The 16,948-nt window shown below is 68.5% G+C and carries 15 protein-coding genes and 1 pseudogene; 15 read left to right on the forward strand and 1 reads right to left on the reverse strand.

Translation table 11 applies throughout. The features are described 5' to 3' along the window. Nucleotides 1-102 precede the first annotated feature (102 nt). The 15 genes and pseudogenes from GV368_RS00910 to GV368_RS00975 all read left to right on the forward strand — a co-directional run bounded on the left by GV368_RS00910 (nt 103) and on the right by GV368_RS00975 (nt 15,569). Nucleotides 103-2,106: a YgiQ family radical SAM protein gene (locus GV368_RS00910; RefSeq protein ID WP_169114979.1), complete on the forward strand. Its 2,004-nt coding sequence runs from the start codon at nt 103-105 to the stop codon at nt 2,104-2,106. Further along, nucleotides 2,106-2,810, forward strand: a complete 705-nt coding sequence (locus GV368_RS00915; RefSeq protein ID WP_194240852.1) for an AzlC family ABC transporter permease — start codon at nt 2,106-2,108, stop codon at nt 2,808-2,810. Before GV368_RS00910 ends, GV368_RS00915 begins: the two co-directional genes overlap by 1 nt. After that, nucleotides 2,807-3,133 carry an AzlD domain-containing protein gene (locus tag GV368_RS00920; RefSeq protein WP_142804851.1) on the forward strand — a complete coding sequence of 109 codons (327 nt, stop codon included), beginning with the start codon at nt 2,807-2,809 and terminating at the stop codon, nt 3,131-3,133. The genes GV368_RS00915 and GV368_RS00920 overlap by 4 nt, the downstream gene beginning before the upstream one ends. A gap of 1 nt (nt 3,134) precedes the next feature. Next, nucleotides 3,135-3,944 carry a bifunctional DNA-formamidopyrimidine glycosylase/DNA-(apurinic or apyrimidinic site) lyase gene (mutM, locus tag GV368_RS00925; RefSeq protein ID WP_169114685.1) on the forward strand — a complete coding sequence of 270 codons (810 nt, stop codon included), beginning with the start codon at nt 3,135-3,137 and terminating at the stop codon, nt 3,942-3,944. A gap of 46 nt (nt 3,945-3,990) precedes the next feature. Then, a complete protein-coding gene (locus GV368_RS00930) occupies nt 3,991-5,934 on the forward strand; it encodes a dynamin family protein (RefSeq protein WP_169114687.1) in 1,944 nt (647 codons plus the stop codon). A 73-nt stretch (nt 5,935-6,007) separates the two neighbouring features. Beyond that, complete coding sequence (locus GV368_RS00935; protein ID WP_185957715.1) at nt 6,008-6,766, forward strand: FadR/GntR family transcriptional regulator; 759 nt, start codon at nt 6,008-6,010, stop codon at nt 6,764-6,766. Next, nucleotides 6,759-8,249: an FAD-linked oxidase C-terminal domain-containing protein gene (locus GV368_RS00940; RefSeq protein WP_142809967.1), complete on the forward strand. Its 1,491-nt coding sequence runs from the start codon at nt 6,759-6,761 to the stop codon at nt 8,247-8,249. Before GV368_RS00935 ends, GV368_RS00940 begins: the two co-directional genes overlap by 8 nt. A gap of 55 nt (nt 8,250-8,304) precedes the next feature. Further along, nucleotides 8,305-8,439 (forward strand): hypothetical protein, encoded by a 135-nt coding sequence (locus tag GV368_RS11480; RefSeq protein WP_255446500.1) that lies wholly within the window; start codon nt 8,305-8,307, stop codon nt 8,437-8,439. Further along, nucleotides 8,436-9,500 carry a glycolate oxidase subunit GlcE gene (gene glcE / locus GV368_RS00945; RefSeq protein ID WP_142809969.1) on the forward strand — a complete coding sequence of 355 codons (1,065 nt, stop codon included), beginning with the start codon at nt 8,436-8,438 and terminating at the stop codon, nt 9,498-9,500. Before GV368_RS11480 ends, glcE begins: the two co-directional genes overlap by 4 nt. 3 nt (nt 9,501-9,503) lie before the next feature. After that, entirely contained in the window at nt 9,504-10,739 is a 1,236-nt protein-coding gene (glcF, locus tag GV368_RS00950) for a glycolate oxidase subunit GlcF (RefSeq protein ID WP_142804857.1), read from the forward strand. Then, a pseudogene (gene dapF, locus GV368_RS00955) lies at nt 10,736-11,592 on the forward strand (diaminopimelate epimerase). The gene glcF and the pseudogene dapF overlap by 4 nt, the downstream one beginning before the upstream one ends. Then, nucleotides 11,589-12,221, forward strand: a complete 633-nt coding sequence (locus tag GV368_RS00960; protein WP_169114691.1) for a DUF484 family protein — start codon at nt 11,589-11,591, stop codon at nt 12,219-12,221. The pseudogene dapF and the gene GV368_RS00960 overlap by 4 nt, the downstream one beginning before the upstream one ends. Nucleotides 12,222-12,226: 5 nt before the next feature. After that, complete coding sequence (locus tag GV368_RS00965) at nt 12,227-13,123, forward strand: tyrosine recombinase XerC (protein ID WP_169114693.1); 897 nt, start codon at nt 12,227-12,229, stop codon at nt 13,121-13,123. A gap of 16 nt (nt 13,124-13,139) precedes the next feature. Further along, entirely contained in the window at nt 13,140-14,330 is a 1,191-nt protein-coding gene (locus GV368_RS00970; protein ID WP_169114695.1) for a class I SAM-dependent rRNA methyltransferase, read from the forward strand. 132 nt (nt 14,331-14,462) lie between these two features. Then, nucleotides 14,463-15,569: an aromatic ring-hydroxylating oxygenase subunit alpha gene (locus GV368_RS00975; RefSeq protein WP_169114697.1), complete on the forward strand. Its 1,107-nt coding sequence runs from the start codon at nt 14,463-14,465 to the stop codon at nt 15,567-15,569. Between the two features lie 54 nt (nt 15,570-15,623). Here the strand turns inward: GV368_RS00975 and mltA are convergent, their stop codons facing one another. Next, nucleotides 15,624-16,835 (reverse strand): murein transglycosylase A, encoded by a 1,212-nt coding sequence (gene mltA / locus GV368_RS00980; protein ID WP_178086715.1) that lies wholly within the window; start codon nt 16,833-16,835, stop codon nt 15,624-15,626. Between the last annotated feature and the right edge of the window lie 113 nt (nt 16,836-16,948).

Raw genomic sequence — 16,948 nt, forward strand, 5'->3', positions numbered from 1 at the left:
AAGGCGGGCGAAGGATGAGGAACGATGCGGCAGACGGAAGTTTGGAACGGAGAGACGATCATCGCGCCGGCGAGCGCCCGGGCGCCGGTGCCGTTCTTCCCGATGACGCGCGCGGAGATGGAGCGGCTGGGGTGGGACGCGTGCGACGTGATCCTGGTGACGGGGGACGCGTACATCGACCATCCGAGTTTCGGCATGGCGCTGCTCGCGCGTCTCCTGGAGGCGCACGGCTACCGCGTGGGTATCCTCAGCCAGCCAGATTGGCACAGCGCCGAGCCGTTCAAGGCGTTGGGGCGCCCGCGCCTTTATTTCGGCATCACCGCCGGTAACATGGATTCCATGGTCAACCGCTATACCTCTGAGCGGCGCATCCGTTCGGACGATGCCTATACGCCGGGCGGGGTGGCGGGCAAGCGCCCGGACCGGGCGGTGATCGTCTACGCGCAGCGGGTGCGCGAGGCGTTTCCCGGCGTGCCGGTGGTGCTGGGGGGGATCGAGGCGAGCCTGCGACGGCTGGCGCATTACGATTATTGGTCGGAGAAAGTGCGCCGCTCGGTGTTGCTCGACGCCAAGGCCGACCTCCTCCTCTATGGCAACGCGGAGCGGGCGCTGCTCGCGCTCACGCGTCGGCTCGATGCGGGCGAGCCCATTGGTTCGATCCGCGATCTGCGCGGCACGGTGTTCGCGGTGCCGCCGGGTTGGAAACCGCAGGCGGATTGGCGCGAGATCGACGCGAGCGAGATCGAGGCGCCCGGCCGGCCTCTGCCGCCGCCCGACCCTTATGCGCCGCGCCCCGTGTCGCCCGTGCCGCAGCCTTCCGATGCGCCAGAGCCCGTGGGGGCGAAACGCGACCGTAGCCGCGAGGTGGTGCGTCTGCCTTCGTTCGAGTCGGTGCGCGATGATCCCCTCCATTATGCGCACGCCTCGCGGGTGATGCACCTGGAGTCGAACCCGGGCAACGCCCGCGCCCTGGTGCAGCGCCACGGCGAAGGGCCGGGGGCGCGCGAGGTGTGGGTCAATCCGCCGCCGCTGCCGCTATCCACCGCCGAGATGGATTTCATCTACGGCTTGCCCTATGCACGGCGACCCCACCCGAGTTATGGGCAGGCGCACATCCCCGCCTGGGAGATGATCAAGTTCTCGGTGAGCATCATGCGCGGCTGTTTCGGCGGCTGCACGTTCTGCTCCATCACCGAGCACGAGGGGCGCATCATCCAGAGCCGTTCGGAAGACTCCGTCCTGCGCGAGATCGAGGCGATCCGCGACCGCACGCCGGGCTTTGCCGGGCACGTGACCGACCTGGGCGGGCCGACGGCGAACATGTACCGCATGCGCTGCAAGGACCCCGCGATCGAGCGCCATTGCCGGCGCCTGTCCTGCGTCTATCCCGGCATCTGTCCGAACCTGGATACCGACCATGCGCCGCTCATCCGGCTCTATCGCCGCGCGCGGCAGGTGCCGGGGGTGAAACGCATCACCATCGGTTCGGGCGTGCGCTACGATCTGGCGGTGCGCTCGCCCGAGTACGTGCGCGAGCTCGTCACCCACCACGTGAGCGGGCGACTGAAGATCGCACCGGAGCACACCGAGCCGGGGCCGCTCTCCAAGATGATGAAGCCGGGCGTGGAGGCGTTCGAGCAGTTCCGCGCCCTCTTCGAGCGATTCTCGCGCGAGGCGGGCAAGAACCAGCAGCTGATTCCGTACTTCATCGCCGCGCATCCGGGGACCACCGACGAGGATATGGTGGCCCTGGCGCTGTGGCTGAAGAAGAACGGTTTTCGCCCCGATCAGGTGCAGACTTTTCTGCCCACGCCGATGGCGCTCGCCACGGCGATGTATCACAGCGGGCGCAATCCGCTGCGGCCGCTCGCGCGCGGCGAGACGGTGGAGGTGGTGCGCGAGGGGCGGCGTCGGCGGCTGCACAAGGCGCTGCTGCGCTGGCACGATCCGGCCAACTGGCCCCTCATTCGCGAGGCGTTGCTGAAGATGGGGCGGCGCGATCTGATCGGGAATCGGCCGGATCAGCTGGTGCCGTGGCAGGATGCACCGGGGGGGCGGGTTGGCTCCGGTGGGCGGCGTTCGCCGGGCACCTCGAGGAGAGGGTGATGTCCACGCTCCGAATGGGTCTGCGCGAAGGGGTCCGTGAAATTCTGGCCTTTTCCCTCGGGCTGGTGCCTTGGGCGATCGCCACGGGCATCGCCATGCGCGCCAGCGGCCTCTCGATCGGCGAATCCTTGGCGATGAACGTGCTCGTTTTCGCGGCGACCGCCCAGCTGGGCACTTTGCCGCTGCTCGTGAGCGAGGCTCCGGTGTGGCTGATCCTGGCCACCGCGGCGATCTTGAACCTGCGTTTCGTCATCTACAGCGCGGCGATGGCTCCGGCGTTCCACGATCAACCTTGGGCGCGCCGCGCCTTGGGTAGTTACCTGCTCGTGGATGTGGTCTTCCTCGTCCAGGGACCAGGTCTGCTCCAGGAACAGGACGCCCAGCGACGTTGGGGGCGTTTCCTCGGCGCCGGCCTGTGGTGCTGGGGGACGTGGCAGATCGCTTCGCTCGTCGGGATCGTGGGGGCGAGTTGGGTGCCGGAGCACTGGTCGCTGGGATTCATGGGAACCATTGCCCTGTTGGTGCTGCTCGTCCCCATGTGCCGGGAACGGGTGATGCTGGTCACGGCTTTGGCTGCCGGTGCGTCGGCTTTGCTGCTGCGGGATTTGCCGCTGCGTACCGGGGTGATCGCCGCCGTGATCGTCGGCTTGGTGGCGGGCTATCTTTTCGAACGGCGACAGCAAGGCGTTGCTCGGGAGCGATGATGGGTGAGTGGCGACTCTATGGGATCTTCGCATTGATGTTCTTTGCCACCTGGCTCACCCGGGGGGCGTTCCTGCTCGCGGGCGAGCGGGTGCGTCTGCCGGCGGGCATGCAGCGCTTCCTGCGCTTCGCGCCAGCGGCGGCGCTGGGTGCGCTGATCGCGCCGGAACTGGTGGGGGGGACGGGACAGCCATTGGATTTTCTCTCGCCGCGCCTCGTTGCCGCCGCGGCGGTGGTGCTCGTGGTGCTTCGCTGGCGCAATCCGTGGGTGCCTTTCCTCGCGGGGATGGGCGTGTTGCTCGCCCTGCAGCATCTGGGGGGGTGAGATGCCTGAACTGCCCGAAGTGGAGGCGGTGCGCCGCGGCGTGGAGGAGCGCCTCGTCGGGAAAATCCTGACGGAAGTGCGGGTGCGCGAGCCGCGCCTGCGCCGGCCGGTGCCGTTGCTCGCCTCCTGGGTAGGGCGGCGGCTGCTGCGGGTGGAGCGGCGGGGAAAGTATCTGCTGTGGCGCTTCGACGGGGGGACGCTGCTCGTGCATCTGGGCATGAGCGGGCGGATCGCGTTCGTGGCGCCGGACGTGCCGCCGGGGCGGCACGATCACCTGGATTTTCTTTTCGCAGAAACTTTGCTGCGCTATACCGACCCGCGGCGTTTCGGTCTCGTCGAGCCACTCGATGCAGCCGCCGAACGGACCCTGGAGGCGCGCCTGGGGCTCGAGCCGTGGGACGAGCGGCTCACCCCGGCTTGGGCCCGCGCCAAGGTGCAGGGACGGCGGCGGGCGGTCAAGGAAGTGCTGCTCGCGGGCGACGTGGTGGTGGGGGCGGGCAACATCTACGCCTGCGAAGCGCTCTTTCTTGCCGGTATCCCGCCGGGTCGGCCGGCGGAGTCGCTCGACGAGGGCGATTGGGCGCGGCTGATCGCGGCGCTGCGCGCGGTGTTCGAGGCGGCGATCGCCGCCGGCGGCACGACCCTGCGCGATCACCGCACGGTGGAGGGCAAGGGAGGCGAATATCGCGGCCGGCTCGCGGTGTATGGGCGCGAAGGGGAGCCGTGTCCGCGCTGCGCTACGCCGGTGCGCCGGGTGACACAAGGAGGACGGGGTACCTTTTTCTGTCCCTCGTGCCAACGCAGTGGATGAGGGGCATGGTAAGCTTATATGGTGTTTCCATGCCTGGGGATCGGCGGTGAGTCTCGAACGGTATTTCACGGCCTATGACGAATGGCGTCGAGAGGCGCTCGAGGCGCTGGAATCGCTTGCCCGCACGCTGGAATCCCTGGGCGTGGCGGACGAAGCGTTCGCTGGCCGGCTCGAGGCGGCCCGTGAGCGCCTGCGCCTGGCGTTCGTGGCGGAATTTTCTCGGGGCAAGTCGGAACTGATCAACGCACTCGTCTTTTCTTCGCTCGGTGCACGGGCCTTGCCCTCTCGCAGCGGTCGTACGACGATGTGCCCCACCGAGATCGAATGGTACGAGGGAGCGCGTCCCGAAGTCTTGTTGCTACCGATCGACACGCGCCGCGAGATCGTTTCACTGCACGAGGCGCGACGTCGCCGCGAGTGCTGGAGCGTGCAGTCCTACACTCCAGAAGACCTCGCCTCCGTCCAACGGGCGCTCGAACGCGTGGGCGAGACCCGGCGTATCCCGGTCGACGAGGCAGAATTCTTGGGTTTTCACATCGACCCCAGCGGCGAGGCCGGCTTGGTGCCGGGTGAAGACGGCCTCGTGGAAGTGCCCGCCTGGCGCCATGCCATCGTGCGCTATCCGCATCCGCTGCTCGCCCGCGGGCTGGTGATTCTCGATACGCCGGGGTTGAATGCCATCGGCGCCGAAACGGAACTGACGCTCTCGCTTTTGCCGCAGGCCCACGCCGTGGTCTTCGTGCTGGCCGCCGATACGGGCGTCACCCAGAGCGACATGAAGATCTGGCGCCATTACGTGCTCGAATCGCGCGTCGACCCCGACGAAGGGTGTCTGATCGCGCTCAACAAGATCGATTCGCTGTGGGACGGCATCCGCAGTGAAGAGGAGATCGAGCGCGAGATCGCCGCCCAGGTCGACTCCGTGGCGCGCATGCTGGCGGTGCGCCCGGAGCACGTCTTTCCCCTCTCGGCGCAGAAGGCGTTGGCCGCTCGCATCCATGGCGAACGGGACTTGCTGCGCCGTAGCCGCATCGAACCGTTCGAACACGCCTTGTCTCAGGATTTGCTCGGAAAACGCCAGGCGCTCACGCGCGAGGCGGTGGAGTCCGCCTTTCGCGAGATCGGTTCGTTGGCTGCGGGAATGTTGCGCGAGCGCTTGTCGGCCGTGGGAACACAGGAGTCGGAGCTGGTCGCCCTTCGGGGCCAGAACCGCAGCCGAGTGGCGTATCTCTTGCGCAAGGCCCAGACGGAGAAAGAGGAATTCGATGCGGCCTTTCGCCGTTATCAGGCCACTCGCGCCGTTTATGTCAAACTCTGTCGTGAGTTGCTCGACGCGGTGGCGACGTCGCGCTTTCGTTTCGAGCTGGCCGACGTGCGCCATCAGATGGAGATGGCGGCGTTTTCTTCCGACTTGAGGGAGCGCATCGAGCAGTTTTTCGAACGGGTGTTTGCCCTCATCGACCGGGCTCAGGCCAAGGTGGCGGAGATACACGAGATGCTCACCACCATGATGCGCCAGCTCGAAGTGGAACACGGCATCGTCTGTCAGCCGCCGGCGCCGCTCGATTTCGCCGCCACGCGTGCGTCGCTCGAGACGGCGCGTACCTTGGCCTTACGCCAGCTTGCCAGCTGGGGCACCATGCTCGCGCATACCAAGTCGGGAGTCATCGAACGATTCCTCTCCTTGGTCGGAAGCGAGGTGCAACATCGCTGGGCGGCGATGCACCGCGAAACGGTCACCTGGGTCCGGCAGGCGTTGTTGCCGCTCGAGGCGGCCTTGAAAGAGAAGAAAACCGAGCTCGAGCTGCGCATGAACGGCATCGTACGGGTACATCAGGCGGCGGAATCCCTGGAGCCGCAGCTGGCCGAACTGCATGCGGAGCGCGAGCGGCTCGAACAGCAACTCCAGCGGCTCGAAACCATGTTGCAACGAGGGCTGGCGACCATCGCGCGCCCTCTGCTCGAACGCGCGCCCGAACATGCCGCTTGATCCTGGCGCGGCTTGCGTGTAAATTCTGCAACGATTCATTCACGCGGCCAAGATCATGAGAACACGAAAAAAAATGATAAGGGAGTGTGAGCGAGTCGCCCATTTGCTCGTTCAGTCCATCCTGGCCGGTCATCATCCGCGTGGTGCCCGCTTGCCGTCCGAACATGCCTTGAGCGAACGGTTCGGGGTGAGTAGGGCGGTGGTACGCGAGGCGATCGCTCATCTGAAGGCCGAAGGGGTGGTCATGGCACGTCAGGGCTCCGGCACCTACGTGATCGATCGCCCCGGTCGCAAGGGGTTCCATCTGAAGAACGTCGAGGAGGTTTCCGTCCTCGAAGAACTGCGCCACATCCTCGAGCTGCGCAAGGTGTTCGAAACGGGGGTGGCCGAACTGGCGGCGGTACGGCGCACCGAGACCGATCTGCGCCATCTCGAAGCGGTGGTGACTGCCATGGATCACTGGGCCCAGCAGGCAGCGCACACCCCTACCGAGGGGATGACCGGGGCGCAGTGGGACGACGAATTCCACCTGGCGCTCGCGCGGGCGACGCACAACCCCGAGATCGAGCGCTTCCAGGAATATCTTGGCGTGAAGAACGCCGCGGTCCACCGCGTGCTCTGGGGTGAAGAGGGTAGGGTGCGCGATTGGCCGATCGCGGCCAATGCCGAGCACCGCGATATCCTCGAAGCGGTGCGTGCGGGCGATCCGGCGGCGGCGCGGCGCGCGGCCGAGCGTCACTTGGAAGGAACGGCGGAACGAGTCTCCGAGGTGCTGTGTCCGGCAGGCGAAACCCCTGAAGAACCTTCTTCTTTGGAACCCATCGATGGCTGAGACTGCGCTCCATACTCCTTCTCCCGCCGTCACGCGCGAAGTCTTCGTCGCCGAGTTGCGCCGCCTCCTGCCTGCGGACGGTCTGATCCACGAAGAAGCCGAGCTGCGTGCCTACGAATGCGACGGCTTGTCGGCCTTCCGTGAGTTGCCCTGGGCCGTGGCCCTGCCGCGCACCGAGGAGGAGGTCGTGGCGCTGCTGCAGACGTGCCATCGCCTGCGGGTGCCGGTCGTGCCACGCGGCGCGGGTACGGGCTTGTCGGGCGGGGCGCTGCCGCATCCGCAGGGGCTGGTGCTGTCGCTCGCGCGGCTCAATCGCATCCTCGCCCTCGATCCCTTCGCGCGCACCGCCACGGTGCAGCCGGGGGTGCGCAACCTCGCCATCTCGGAAGCGGCCGCGCCCTACGGACTCTATTACGCGCCGGATCCGTCCTCACAGATCGCCTGCACGCTGGGAGGCAACGTTGCCGAGAATTCCGGCGGTGTGCATTGCCTGAAGTACGGTCTCACGGTGCACAACGTGCTGCGCGTACGCGGCTACACCGCCGCGGGGGAGCCCGTCGTGTTCGGCAGCCTCGCGCCGGATGCGCCGGGCTACGACCTGCTCGCGCTGGCGATCGGCTCGGAGGGAATGCTGGCGGTGGTCACCGAGATCACGGTGAAACTGCTGCCCCGACCGCAGACGGCGCGCTGCATCCTTGCCGCCTTCGACTCGGTGCGCGCCGCCGGCGAGGCGGTGGCCGCGATCATCGCCGAGGGCATCATCCCCGCGGGGCTGGAGATGATGGACCAGGGGGCGACGATCGCCGCGGAGGACTTCGTCCATGCGGGCTATCCGCTCGAGGCCGCGGCGGTGCTGCTGTGCGAGTCCGACGGTACCCCCGAGGAAGTGGAAGAAGAGATCGCGCGCATGGGCGCGGTGCTCGAGCGCTGCGGGGCTACCGAGTGGCGCGTCTCGCGCGACGAGGAGGAGCGGCTGCGCTTCTGGGCCGGACGCAAGGCGGCGTTTCCGGCCGCCGGGCGCGTCTCGCCCGACTACTACTGCATGGATGGGACGATTCCGCGCAAGGCCCTGGGCGAGATGCTGGAGGCGATCGCCGAGATGGAGCGCGAATACGGGCTGCGCTGTCTCAACGTCTTTCACGCGGGTGATGGCAATCTGCACCCCTTGATCCTGTTCGATGCGAACCAGCCCGGCGAATGGGAGCGGGCCGAGGCGTTCGGGGCCGACATCCTGGAGCTTTCGGTGCGGCTCGGCGGTACGGTCACCGGCGAGCACGGCGTGGGCGTAGAAAAGATCAACCAGATGTGCGTGCAATTCTCGCCCGTGGAGCTCGAGGCGTTCTTCCAGGTGAAAGCAGCTTTCGACCCGGCGGGAATCCTGAATCCCGGCAAGGCGATTCCCACGCTGCACCGCTGCGCCGAATACGGCCGGATGCGCGTGTCGCGCGGCAAGCTGCCTTTTGCCGAATTGCCGCGGTTCTGAACGGCGTGATTGCTCGTGAAGCAATCGTCGCAATCAGCAGATGGATTCACAAGCCATGAGCGAGAGGGCCTGGGTGCAGCTGCTATTGGTCGCCATTCCCGTGCTGGGGCTGATCGGTTCCCTGCTGTGGCTGCGCGACGAGGCGCGGCTCGCCGAGCGGCGCCGCAAAAAACGAGAGGAGAAACGATGAATGCGATCGTCGATCGCTTGCGTGAGCAGGTGCTGGCGGCGTGCGGGCGCAGGCGGCTGGAGATCCGCGGCGGGGGCAGCAAATCCTGGTACGGGGCGCCGGATCCGGATGCCGAGCCGCTGGAGGTGGGCCTACTCTCCGGCATCATCCGTTACGAACCCTCGGAATTGGTGCTCACCGCCTATGGCGGCACGCCGCTGAGGGAGGTGGAGGCGCTGCTCGCGCGTCACGGGCAATGGTTGCCCTTCTCTCCGCCGCACTTCGCCGATTCGGCCACGATCGGGGGGGCGGTGGCCGCTGGACTCTCCGGCCCGACCCGCTGGGGACACGGGGCGCTGCGTGACTACGTGCTGGGAGTGCGGGTGCTCGACGGCCAGGGGCGAGTGCTGCGCTTCGGCGGCGAAGTGATGAAGAACGTGGCCGGCTACGATGTCGCGCGGCTCTTTGCCGGTTCGCTCGGCACCCTGGGGGTGATCCTCGAAGTGTCGCTGAAGGTTTTGCCGCTGCCCCCGGCCACCCTCACCCTGCGCTTTGCCTGCAGCCAGGACGAGGCGATCGAACGCCTCAACCGCTGGGCGGGACAGCCGCTTCCCCTGTCGGCGAGCGTGTGGTGGCAAGGGGAAATGACCCTGCGCCTTGCCGGCGCCCGGGCGGCGGTGGAAGCGGCCGCGGCGCGCCTGGGCGGCGAGGTGCTGCCGGAGGCGGCGGCGCAGCGATTCTGGGAGGAAGTGCGCGAGCAGCGCCTGCCCGTCTGGAACCTGCACGAGGGTGAGGTGCTGTGGCGTCTGGCGTTGCCGCCGACCACGCCTGCCTGGGCGGATGCGGAGGATGCGCTCGTCGAATGGGGCGGAGGGCTGCGCTGGCTGCGCCGCCCGGTGGGCGACGATTCCTGGTTCGAACGCGCTCGCGCCGTGGGCGGACATGCCGTGCGCTGGCGCGGCGCCCGGGCCGGTGAGCGCGTGTTCGCGCCGCGCGGCGCCGCCGAGCGCGCCATCGAAGAGCGGCTCAAGGCCGCCTTCGACCCCGACGGCGTGTTCGCGCGTCGCTTGCCCTTGGAGTGAGCGATGCAGACGAATCTGGCCGATTTCATTCGTGACACCCCCGCCGGCCGGGTGGCCGACGTCATTCTGCGCAAGTGCGTACACTGCGGCTTTTGCACCGCCACCTGCCCGACGTATCAGCTGCTCGGGGACGAGCTCGATGGGCCACGCGGGCGCATCTATCTGATCAAAGAGGTGCTCGAGGGCGTGCCGCCCACGCGCGCCATCCAGCAACATCTCGACCGCTGCCTCACCTGCCGCGCCTGCGAGACGACCTGTCCTTCGGGCGTGGAATACGCGCACCTGCTCGACATCGGCCGGCACGAGGTCGATGCGCGCGTGCCGCGGCCGCTCGCCGAACGGGCCAAGCGTTGGGCGCTGGCGCGCGTGCTGCCTGAACGCCAACGCTTCGCCGCGGCGCTGCGGCTCGCCCGTTTGGGCAAAGGGGTGCTGCCGGATTCCCTGGCGGCGAAGATTCCGGCGAAAAAAGAGGCTGGCCCGCGACCGACGGCGCGCCACCCTCGCCGCTGGTGGCGGCTGGAAGGCTGCGTGCAGCCCGAGCTGGAACCGGCGATCGACGCGGCGGCCGAGCGCGTGTTCGACCGGCTGGGCATTTCGCTCGAGGCCGCGCCGGGGGCGGGGTGCTGCGGGGCGATCGAATGGCACCTCGACGAACAGGAACGGGCGCGAGCGCGGGCGCGGCGCAACATCGACGCCTGGTGGCCGGCGATCGAGTCGGGTGAAATCGAGGGCATCCTCATCACCGCCTCCGGCTGTGCAGCCCAGGTGCGCGACTATGGGTTTTGGCTCGCCGAGGATCCGGCCTATGCCGACAAGGCAGCGCAGGTGGCGCAGCGGGCGCACGATGTGAGCGAAGTGCTCGCCGCCGAATCGGCTGCACTCGAAGCGCTGCTGCCGGCGCAGCCGACGCCGCGCGGGGCCGTGGCTTTTCACGCGCCCTGTTCCTTGCAGCACGGTCTGAAGGTGCGCGGCGTGGTCGAGCGGTTGCTCGCGCGCGCGGGCTACACTCTGGTGCCGGTGCGCGATGCCCACTTGTGCTGCGGTTCGGCCGGAACCTACTCGCTGCTGCAGGCGGAATTGGCCGAGGCGCTCAAGCGCAACAAGCTCGCCGCCCTCACCGAACACGCTCCGGCCCGGATCGCCTCGGCCAACATCGGCTGCATCACCCATCTGGCGCACGGCGCGAGCGTGCCGGTGTGCCATTGGATCGAGCTCATCGACGAGGCGTTGAGGGCATGAACCTTCTCCATTTCACCAAGATGCACGGCCTGGGCAACGATTTCGTCGTGATCGACGCGATTCGCCAGCGCTTCACGCCTACGCCGAACTAGTACGCTGGCTTGCCGACCGCCATTTCGGCATCGGCTGCGACCAGCTCCTGCTGGTGGAGGCGCCCACCCGCCCCGACGCCGATTTCCGCTACCGCATCTTCAACGCCGACGGCGGCGAGGTGGCGCAGTGCGGCAACGGTGCGCGCTGTTTCGCCCGCTTCGTGGTGGAGAAAGGGCTCACCACCAAGCAGCGCCTGCGCGTGGAGACGGCGAGCGGCGTGATCGAACCCGAGCTGCGCGAGGAAGGGGAGGTGGCCGTCGACATGGGCGTGCCGGTGCTCGAACCCGCGCGCATCCCCTTCGTCAGCGACACCGATGCAGTGGTGCAGACGCTCGAAGTCGACGGCAGGCCGGTGGAACTCACGGCAGTCTCCATGGGCAATCCCCACGCGGTGCTGGTGGTGCAGGACGCCGATCGGGCGCCGGTGGCCGAGCTCGGTCCACGAATCGAGCGTCATCCCCGTTTTCCCGAACGCGTCAACGTCGGCTTCATGCAGGTGCTCGCGCCCGACGCGATCCGGCTGCGCGTATTCGAGCGCGGGGCGGGTGAGACGCTCGCCTGCGGCACGGGTGCCTGCGCCGCGGTGGTGGCCGGTACCCTGCGCGGGCTGCTGTGCCCGCCGGTGACGGTACACACGCGCGGCGGGCGGCTGCGCATCGAATGGGCCGGGCCGGGTCGGCCCGTGATCATGATCGGCCCGGCGCGCACCGTGTTCGAAGGAGTGATCGACCTCGACCAACCCTGGGAGCTACCGCGATGAGCTGCTCGCACGACGACGTTCGCCATTATCTGCAGGAGCATCCGGACTTCTTCCTGCATGAGCCGGCGCTGGCGGCCTCCTTGGCCCTGCCGTCCGAAGGGCCGGGGGGGACTGTGTCGCTCGCCCAGCATCAGGCGAACCTGCTGCGTGGTCAACTCCAGGCGATGGAAGAAAAATTCGCCCAGCTCCTGCAGATCGGGCGGCAGAACGATCAGCTCGCCGAGCGGATGCACCGCCTGGCGCTCGCCCTCATCGGGGCGGAGACGCGTCCGCAGGTGCGCCAGATCCTCACGCGCACCCTCACCGAAGAGTTCGCCGTGCCGACGGTGCGCCTGGGCCTTCCCGGCTGGCTCGCGGCGGAATTACCCGAGACGCTCGCGGCGTTCGCCCGCACGCTCTCCGAGGTGCACGTGGGGTCGCCTCCCCATCCGGCGCTGGCCGCCTGGCTCGGTGCCGACGTCGCCTCCTGCGCCGTGTTGCCGCTACCGGTGCCCGAGGAGGGCGTGGGGTTGCTGGCGCTCGGCAGTCCCGAGCCGCAGCGCTTCTACCCGGCGATGGGAACCGTCTTTCTGCGGCGTATCGGCGAGCTCGCGGCAGCGGCGCTCGCCCGCTGCCGCGAGGCGGCGTGAGCCTCATGGACGAAGCCAAGCTGCCCGACGCGATCGAGCGCTACCTCGCCGCGCTCGAGGCCGAGCGCCGCAGCGCCACGGCGACCGTGCGTGCCTACCGGCTGGAACTCGCAGCCCTGGCCGAGGCCACGGGCGGCGAGCCGCTGCGCGCCGATGCGGCTGCCTTACGCGCGGCGCTCGCCCGGGCGCACGGGCAGGGTCTGGCGCCGCGTTCGCTCGCGCGCCGCCTGTCGTGCTGGCGCGGGTTCTACCGCTGGGCGCTGCGCCAGGGTTGGGTGGCGGCCAACCCCGCCGACGGGCTGCGCGCGCCGCGTGCGCCGCGCCTCTTGCCCAAGGCGCTGGGGGTGGACGAGACGCAGCGCGTGCTCGACGCCGCGCCCGAGGCGGGGCTGGAGGTGCGCGACCGCGCCATGGCCGAACTCCTCTACGCCACGGGGCTGCGGGTGGCCGAGCTCGTCTCGCTCGACCTCGATCCCGCCTGCCTCGATCTCGACCAGGGTTGGGTGAGCGTGACCGGCAAACGCGGCAAACGCCGCACCGTGCCGCTGGGGCGCACGGCCATCGCGGCGCTGCACCAGTGGCTCGCGCTGCGCGCCGAGCTCGTGGCGCCGGGCGAGAAGGCGCTCTTCGTGAGCCGCGAGGGCACGCGCCTCTCCCCTCAGGGGGTGGGAAGCCGCCTGGTGCGCTGGGGACGCAAGCATGGCGTGGAAGGGAGCCTCCATCCGCACCGGCTGCGCCACAGCTTCGCCAGTCACCTACTGCAATCCTCGGGCGACCTGCGGGCGGTACAGGAACTCCTGGGACACGCCTCGATCGCCAGCACCCAAGTCTATACCCGGCTCGATTTCCAGCATCTGGCGCGCATCTACGACGCGGCCCATCCGCGGGCCAAACGCAAATAAGGACCGGAATCTTTCCATGGCGACCTTGATCCTCAAACCGGGGCGGGAGCGCTCGCTCATGCGGCGTCACCCCTGGATTTTCGACACCAGCGTCGAGCGCATCGACGGACCGGTGAGAAACGGCGACACCGTGCTCGTGGCGCGCCACGACGGCACGCCGCTCGCGCGCGCCGGGGTGTCGCTCGCTTCGCGCATCCGCGCGCGGGTGTGGCACTTCACGCCGGATTCGCCCGTCGATCACGCCTTCTTCCGGCGGCGCATCGCCCAGGCGATCGCCCGGCGTCTGGCCCATCCCCTTTTGCGCGGGCAGCAGGGTCTGCGGCTGGTGCACGGCGAGGCCGACGGCCTGCCCGGCGTCATCGTCGATCGCTTCGGCGCGGTGGCGGTGCTGCAGCTCACTTTTGCCGGCGCCGAGCGCTGGCGCGAAGCCATCGCCGATGCCCTTCGGCGCGCCTTGCCGGAGCTGGAGGCGCTCTACGAACGATCGGATTCCGGGGTGCGCCGGCTCGAAGGGCTGGAGCCGCGCACGGGTCTCGTCTTCGGAACCTTGCCCGAGACGGTGGTGATCGAGGAGTACGGCGTGCGTCTGCTCGTCGACGTGGTGCAGGGGCACAAGACGGGGTTCTACCTCGACCAGCGGGAGAACCGGCGGCTCGCCGGGCAGCTCGCCGACGGGGCGCGGGTGCTCAACGCCTTTTGCTATAGCGGCGGATTTTCGCTCCACGCGCTCGCGGGCGGCGCGCGCGAGGTCTGTTCGATCGACTCGAGCGGCCCGGCGCTGGAACTCGCGCGGCGCAACCTCGCCCTCGATCCCGCGCTACCGGCGGATCGGGCGCGCTGGTTCGAGGCCGACGTCTTCACCCTGTTGCGCGAGTGGGAGCGCGACGGCGAGCGCTTCGACCTCGTCATCCTCGATCCGCCCAAGTTCGCCCCCTCGGCGGCCCACGTGCCGCAGGCGCGGCGGGCGTATCGCGACGTCAACCTCCACGGCATGCGCCTGGTCGCCCCCGGCGGGCTTCTGATGACGTTTTCCTGCTCCGGCGGCATCGGCACGGAGGAATTTCGCGAGATCGTGGCCGACTGCGCTGCCAAGAACGGGCGCGACGCGCAGGTGCTCGCCCGCCTGCAGGCCGGGCCGGATCATCCCGTGGGGCTGGCGGTGCCCGAGAGCGAATATCTCAAAGGGCTGCTCGTGCGCCTGGAATGAATCCGCTCGGGGGCAAGGCGGAAGATTTTTTCGCCTGATCAACCCCTTGCACTCGTTTCGTGGTACCATCCCGCGCTCTTTCGGCGACCTCGGCGTCGAGGTCGGGTCCTTTCGTCCATGGAGGGTTCGATCATGTCGGAGATGGGTTCTGGGGTCCGTCTGCAGCCGGCGGCGCTGCAATTCCCGGTGTCGTGGTATTTCGACGAGGCGCTGTTTCGCCGCGAGCTGGAGATCTTCTTCCGCCAGGGGCCGGGTTATGTCGGGCACGAGGCGATGGTGCCGGAGCCCGGCTCCTACCGCTCGCTCGAGTGGTTCGACCACGCCAAGGCGCTGGTGCGCGACGCCCAGGGGCCGGCGTTGCTGTCCAACGTCTGCCGCCACCGGCAAGCCATCATGCTGCAGGGGGAAGGGAAGACCGAGCACGTCGTCTGCCCCTTGCACCGCTGGACCTACGATCTCACGGGGCGATTGGTGGGTGCGCCGCATTTCTCCGAGACGCCCTGCCTCAACCTGCAGCGCGAGGCGCTCGAATCGTGGAACGGGCTCCTCTTTCGCGGGCCGCGCTCGGCGGCGGCCGATCTCGCCGGCATGGAGCTCGCCCGCTGGTTCGACTTCTCCGGCTACAAACTCGACCGGGTCGTGCGCCACGACTGCCACTACAACTGGAAGACCTTCGTCGAGGTGTATCTCGAGGATTACCACGTCGTGCCCTTCCATCCGGGGCTGGGCAACTTCGTCGATTGCAGCGCGCTCGAGTGGCAGTTCGGTGAATGGTACTCGGTGCAGCGCGTGGGCATCACGGCGCTCGACAAGCCGGGCACGCCGGTCTATGCGCGCTGGCACGAGGCGGTACTGGATTATCATCAAGGGAAACTGCCCGAGCACGGTGCGATCTGGATGCTGTACTACCCCAACGTGATGGTGGAGTGGTATCCCAACACCTTGGTGGTGAGCACCCTGTGGCCGGTGTCGGTGAGCGAGACGATCAACGTGGTGGAATTCTATTATCCCGAAGAGATCGTCGAGTTCGAGCGCGAGTACGTCGAGGCGCAGCAGGCGGCCTACATGGAGACGGCGATTGAGGACGATGAGATCGCCGAGCGCATGGACCGCGGCCGCAAGGCGCTCCTGGCCGAGGGCAGGGACGAGGTTGGACCCTATCAGGAGCCGTTCGAGGTGGGGATGCCGCATTTCCACGCGTTCTATCGCCGGCTGATGGGGCTGGAGGGCGGCTGCTGAGGAAGTACTGCGATCCTGTTTCCCGCGAGGCGCCTGCGGGCGCCTTTTTCTTTTTCATTGCCTGGCTGCGGGTGGGTCGGCATCGGTCGGCCACAGCAGCCACAGGGCGACTTCGTCGCGCCGCCGCCCGGCGCGCTCGCCGGCTTCCTGGCCGCTGCCTTCATAGACGTCCACACGCAACGGTCCTTGGATGGCGCCTCCCGTGTCCTGCGCCAGCATCAGCCGGGACAGGGGATGCCTGCCCGAGACCACGGCATAGAGCGGCGCACCCAAGGGCAGGAGCGCCGGATCGACCGCGAGGCTGCGCTGCGGCGTGAGCGGTACGCCCAGGGTGCCGATGGGGCCGGGGCCGTCGGGGGGCAATTCGCGGAAGAAGACATAAGCCGGGTTGGCGTCGAGGAGCGCCTGACGCTGCTCGGGGTGGCGTTCGAGCCAGCGCCGGATGCCCTGCGCCGAGGCTTCTGGCAGGGTGAGTTCGCCGGCGTCGATGAGCAGACGCCCGATGGAACGGTAAGGGTGTCCGTTGTGATCGGCATAGCCGATGCGCACGGTCGAACCGTCGGTCAGACGCAGCAGGCCGGAGCCTTGGATCTGCAGGAAAAAGAAATCGAGCTCGTCGGCCGCCCAGAAGAGTATCGGGGCGGGCAGCCTCTCGCCCAGGGCACGGATCTCGGCGCGGCTGTAATAGGGGACGAGCCGATTGCCTTCCAGCCGGCCCTTGAGGCGTAGGTGCTTCGTCGCGGGCACGATTTCACCCAAATCCACGGTGACGAGATCGGCAGGCGGCCCGAGGATGGGGGTACGATGACGGGCATCCGGTGTGCGGCTCGCGGCGATCAGCGGCTCGTAATAGCCGGTGGCGAGCCCGGTGTCGCGGGTGCCGCCATCGGGTAGCACTGCCACGAGCTGCCAGGGGCGCAGGCGTCGTTCGAGGAATCGGCGCAGCACCGCGTCCTCGCGCGGCTGTTCGCGTGCCTCGCGGCAGACGGCCTGCCAGGCGGGTTCGATTGCCTCAAGGCGGGGGCAACCGGCGAGGAAAGCCACCCACGCCTCGCTGGGGCGATCCTCGCGCCAGCCCGGCAGATCGCTCCACGCGCGAGCCTCGGCGCGCAGAGCGGGCGCTGGCGCGTGTGGGGGAGCGGGTTGGGTCGTAGCCGGCGGGCAGACACAGGGTTCGGGCGGTGTGGGAGATTCCTGCCTGGTACAGGCGGCGAGGGAGAGCAGGAGTGCGAGCAGCAGGCTGGGGCGTGTGGCCAGTGGCGTCATGGGCGATCGAGCGCGAGAGGTCGTGCGCCGAGTATACTCGGACACCGCGTAACCGTGGCGAGCGGGGGCTGGGCCAGGCGCCCGGAGTGCGCAATCCCAGACCCATCAACCGG

Origin of the sequence: Tepidiphilus baoligensis, assembly GCF_012911495.1 — a bacterium.
GTDB classification, from domain to species: domain Bacteria; phylum Pseudomonadota; class Gammaproteobacteria; order Burkholderiales; family Rhodocyclaceae; genus Tepidiphilus; species Tepidiphilus olei.

Excerpts from the sequence above, each read along its gene's own strand:
- GV368_RS00910 (WP_169114979.1), top strand. The coding sequence starts at position 103 with ATGACGCGCGCGGAGATGGAGCGGCTGGGGTGGGACGCGTGCGACGTG.
- GV368_RS00915 (WP_194240852.1), top strand. The coding sequence starts at position 2,106 with ATGTCCACGCTCCGAATGGGTCTGCGCGAAGGGGTCCGTGAAATTCTG.
- GV368_RS00920 (WP_142804851.1), top strand. The coding sequence starts at position 2,807 with ATGATGGGTGAGTGGCGACTCTATGGGATCTTCGCATTGATGTTCTTT.
- mutM (WP_169114685.1), top strand. The coding sequence starts at position 3,135 with ATGCCTGAACTGCCCGAAGTGGAGGCGGTGCGCCGCGGCGTGGAGGAG.
- GV368_RS00935 (WP_185957715.1), top strand. The coding sequence starts at position 6,008 with ATGATAAGGGAGTGTGAGCGAGTCGCCCATTTGCTCGTTCAGTCCATC.
- GV368_RS00940 (WP_142809967.1), top strand. The coding sequence starts at position 6,759 with ATGGCTGAGACTGCGCTCCATACTCCTTCTCCCGCCGTCACGCGCGAA.
- GV368_RS11480 (WP_255446500.1), top strand. The coding sequence starts at position 8,305 with ATGAGCGAGAGGGCCTGGGTGCAGCTGCTATTGGTCGCCATTCCCGTG.
- glcE (WP_142809969.1), top strand. The coding sequence starts at position 8,436 with ATGAATGCGATCGTCGATCGCTTGCGTGAGCAGGTGCTGGCGGCGTGC.
- glcF (WP_142804857.1), top strand. The coding sequence starts at position 9,504 with ATGCAGACGAATCTGGCCGATTTCATTCGTGACACCCCCGCCGGCCGG.
- GV368_RS00960 (WP_169114691.1), top strand. The coding sequence starts at position 11,589 with ATGAGCTGCTCGCACGACGACGTTCGCCATTATCTGCAGGAGCATCCG.
- GV368_RS00965 (WP_169114693.1), top strand. The coding sequence starts at position 12,227 with ATGGACGAAGCCAAGCTGCCCGACGCGATCGAGCGCTACCTCGCCGCG.
- GV368_RS00970 (WP_169114695.1), top strand. The coding sequence starts at position 13,140 with ATGGCGACCTTGATCCTCAAACCGGGGCGGGAGCGCTCGCTCATGCGG.
- GV368_RS00975 (WP_169114697.1), top strand. The coding sequence starts at position 14,463 with ATGTCGGAGATGGGTTCTGGGGTCCGTCTGCAGCCGGCGGCGCTGCAA.
- mltA (WP_178086715.1), bottom strand. The coding sequence starts at position 16,835 with ATGACGCCACTGGCCACACGCCCCAGCCTGCTGCTCGCACTCCTGCTC.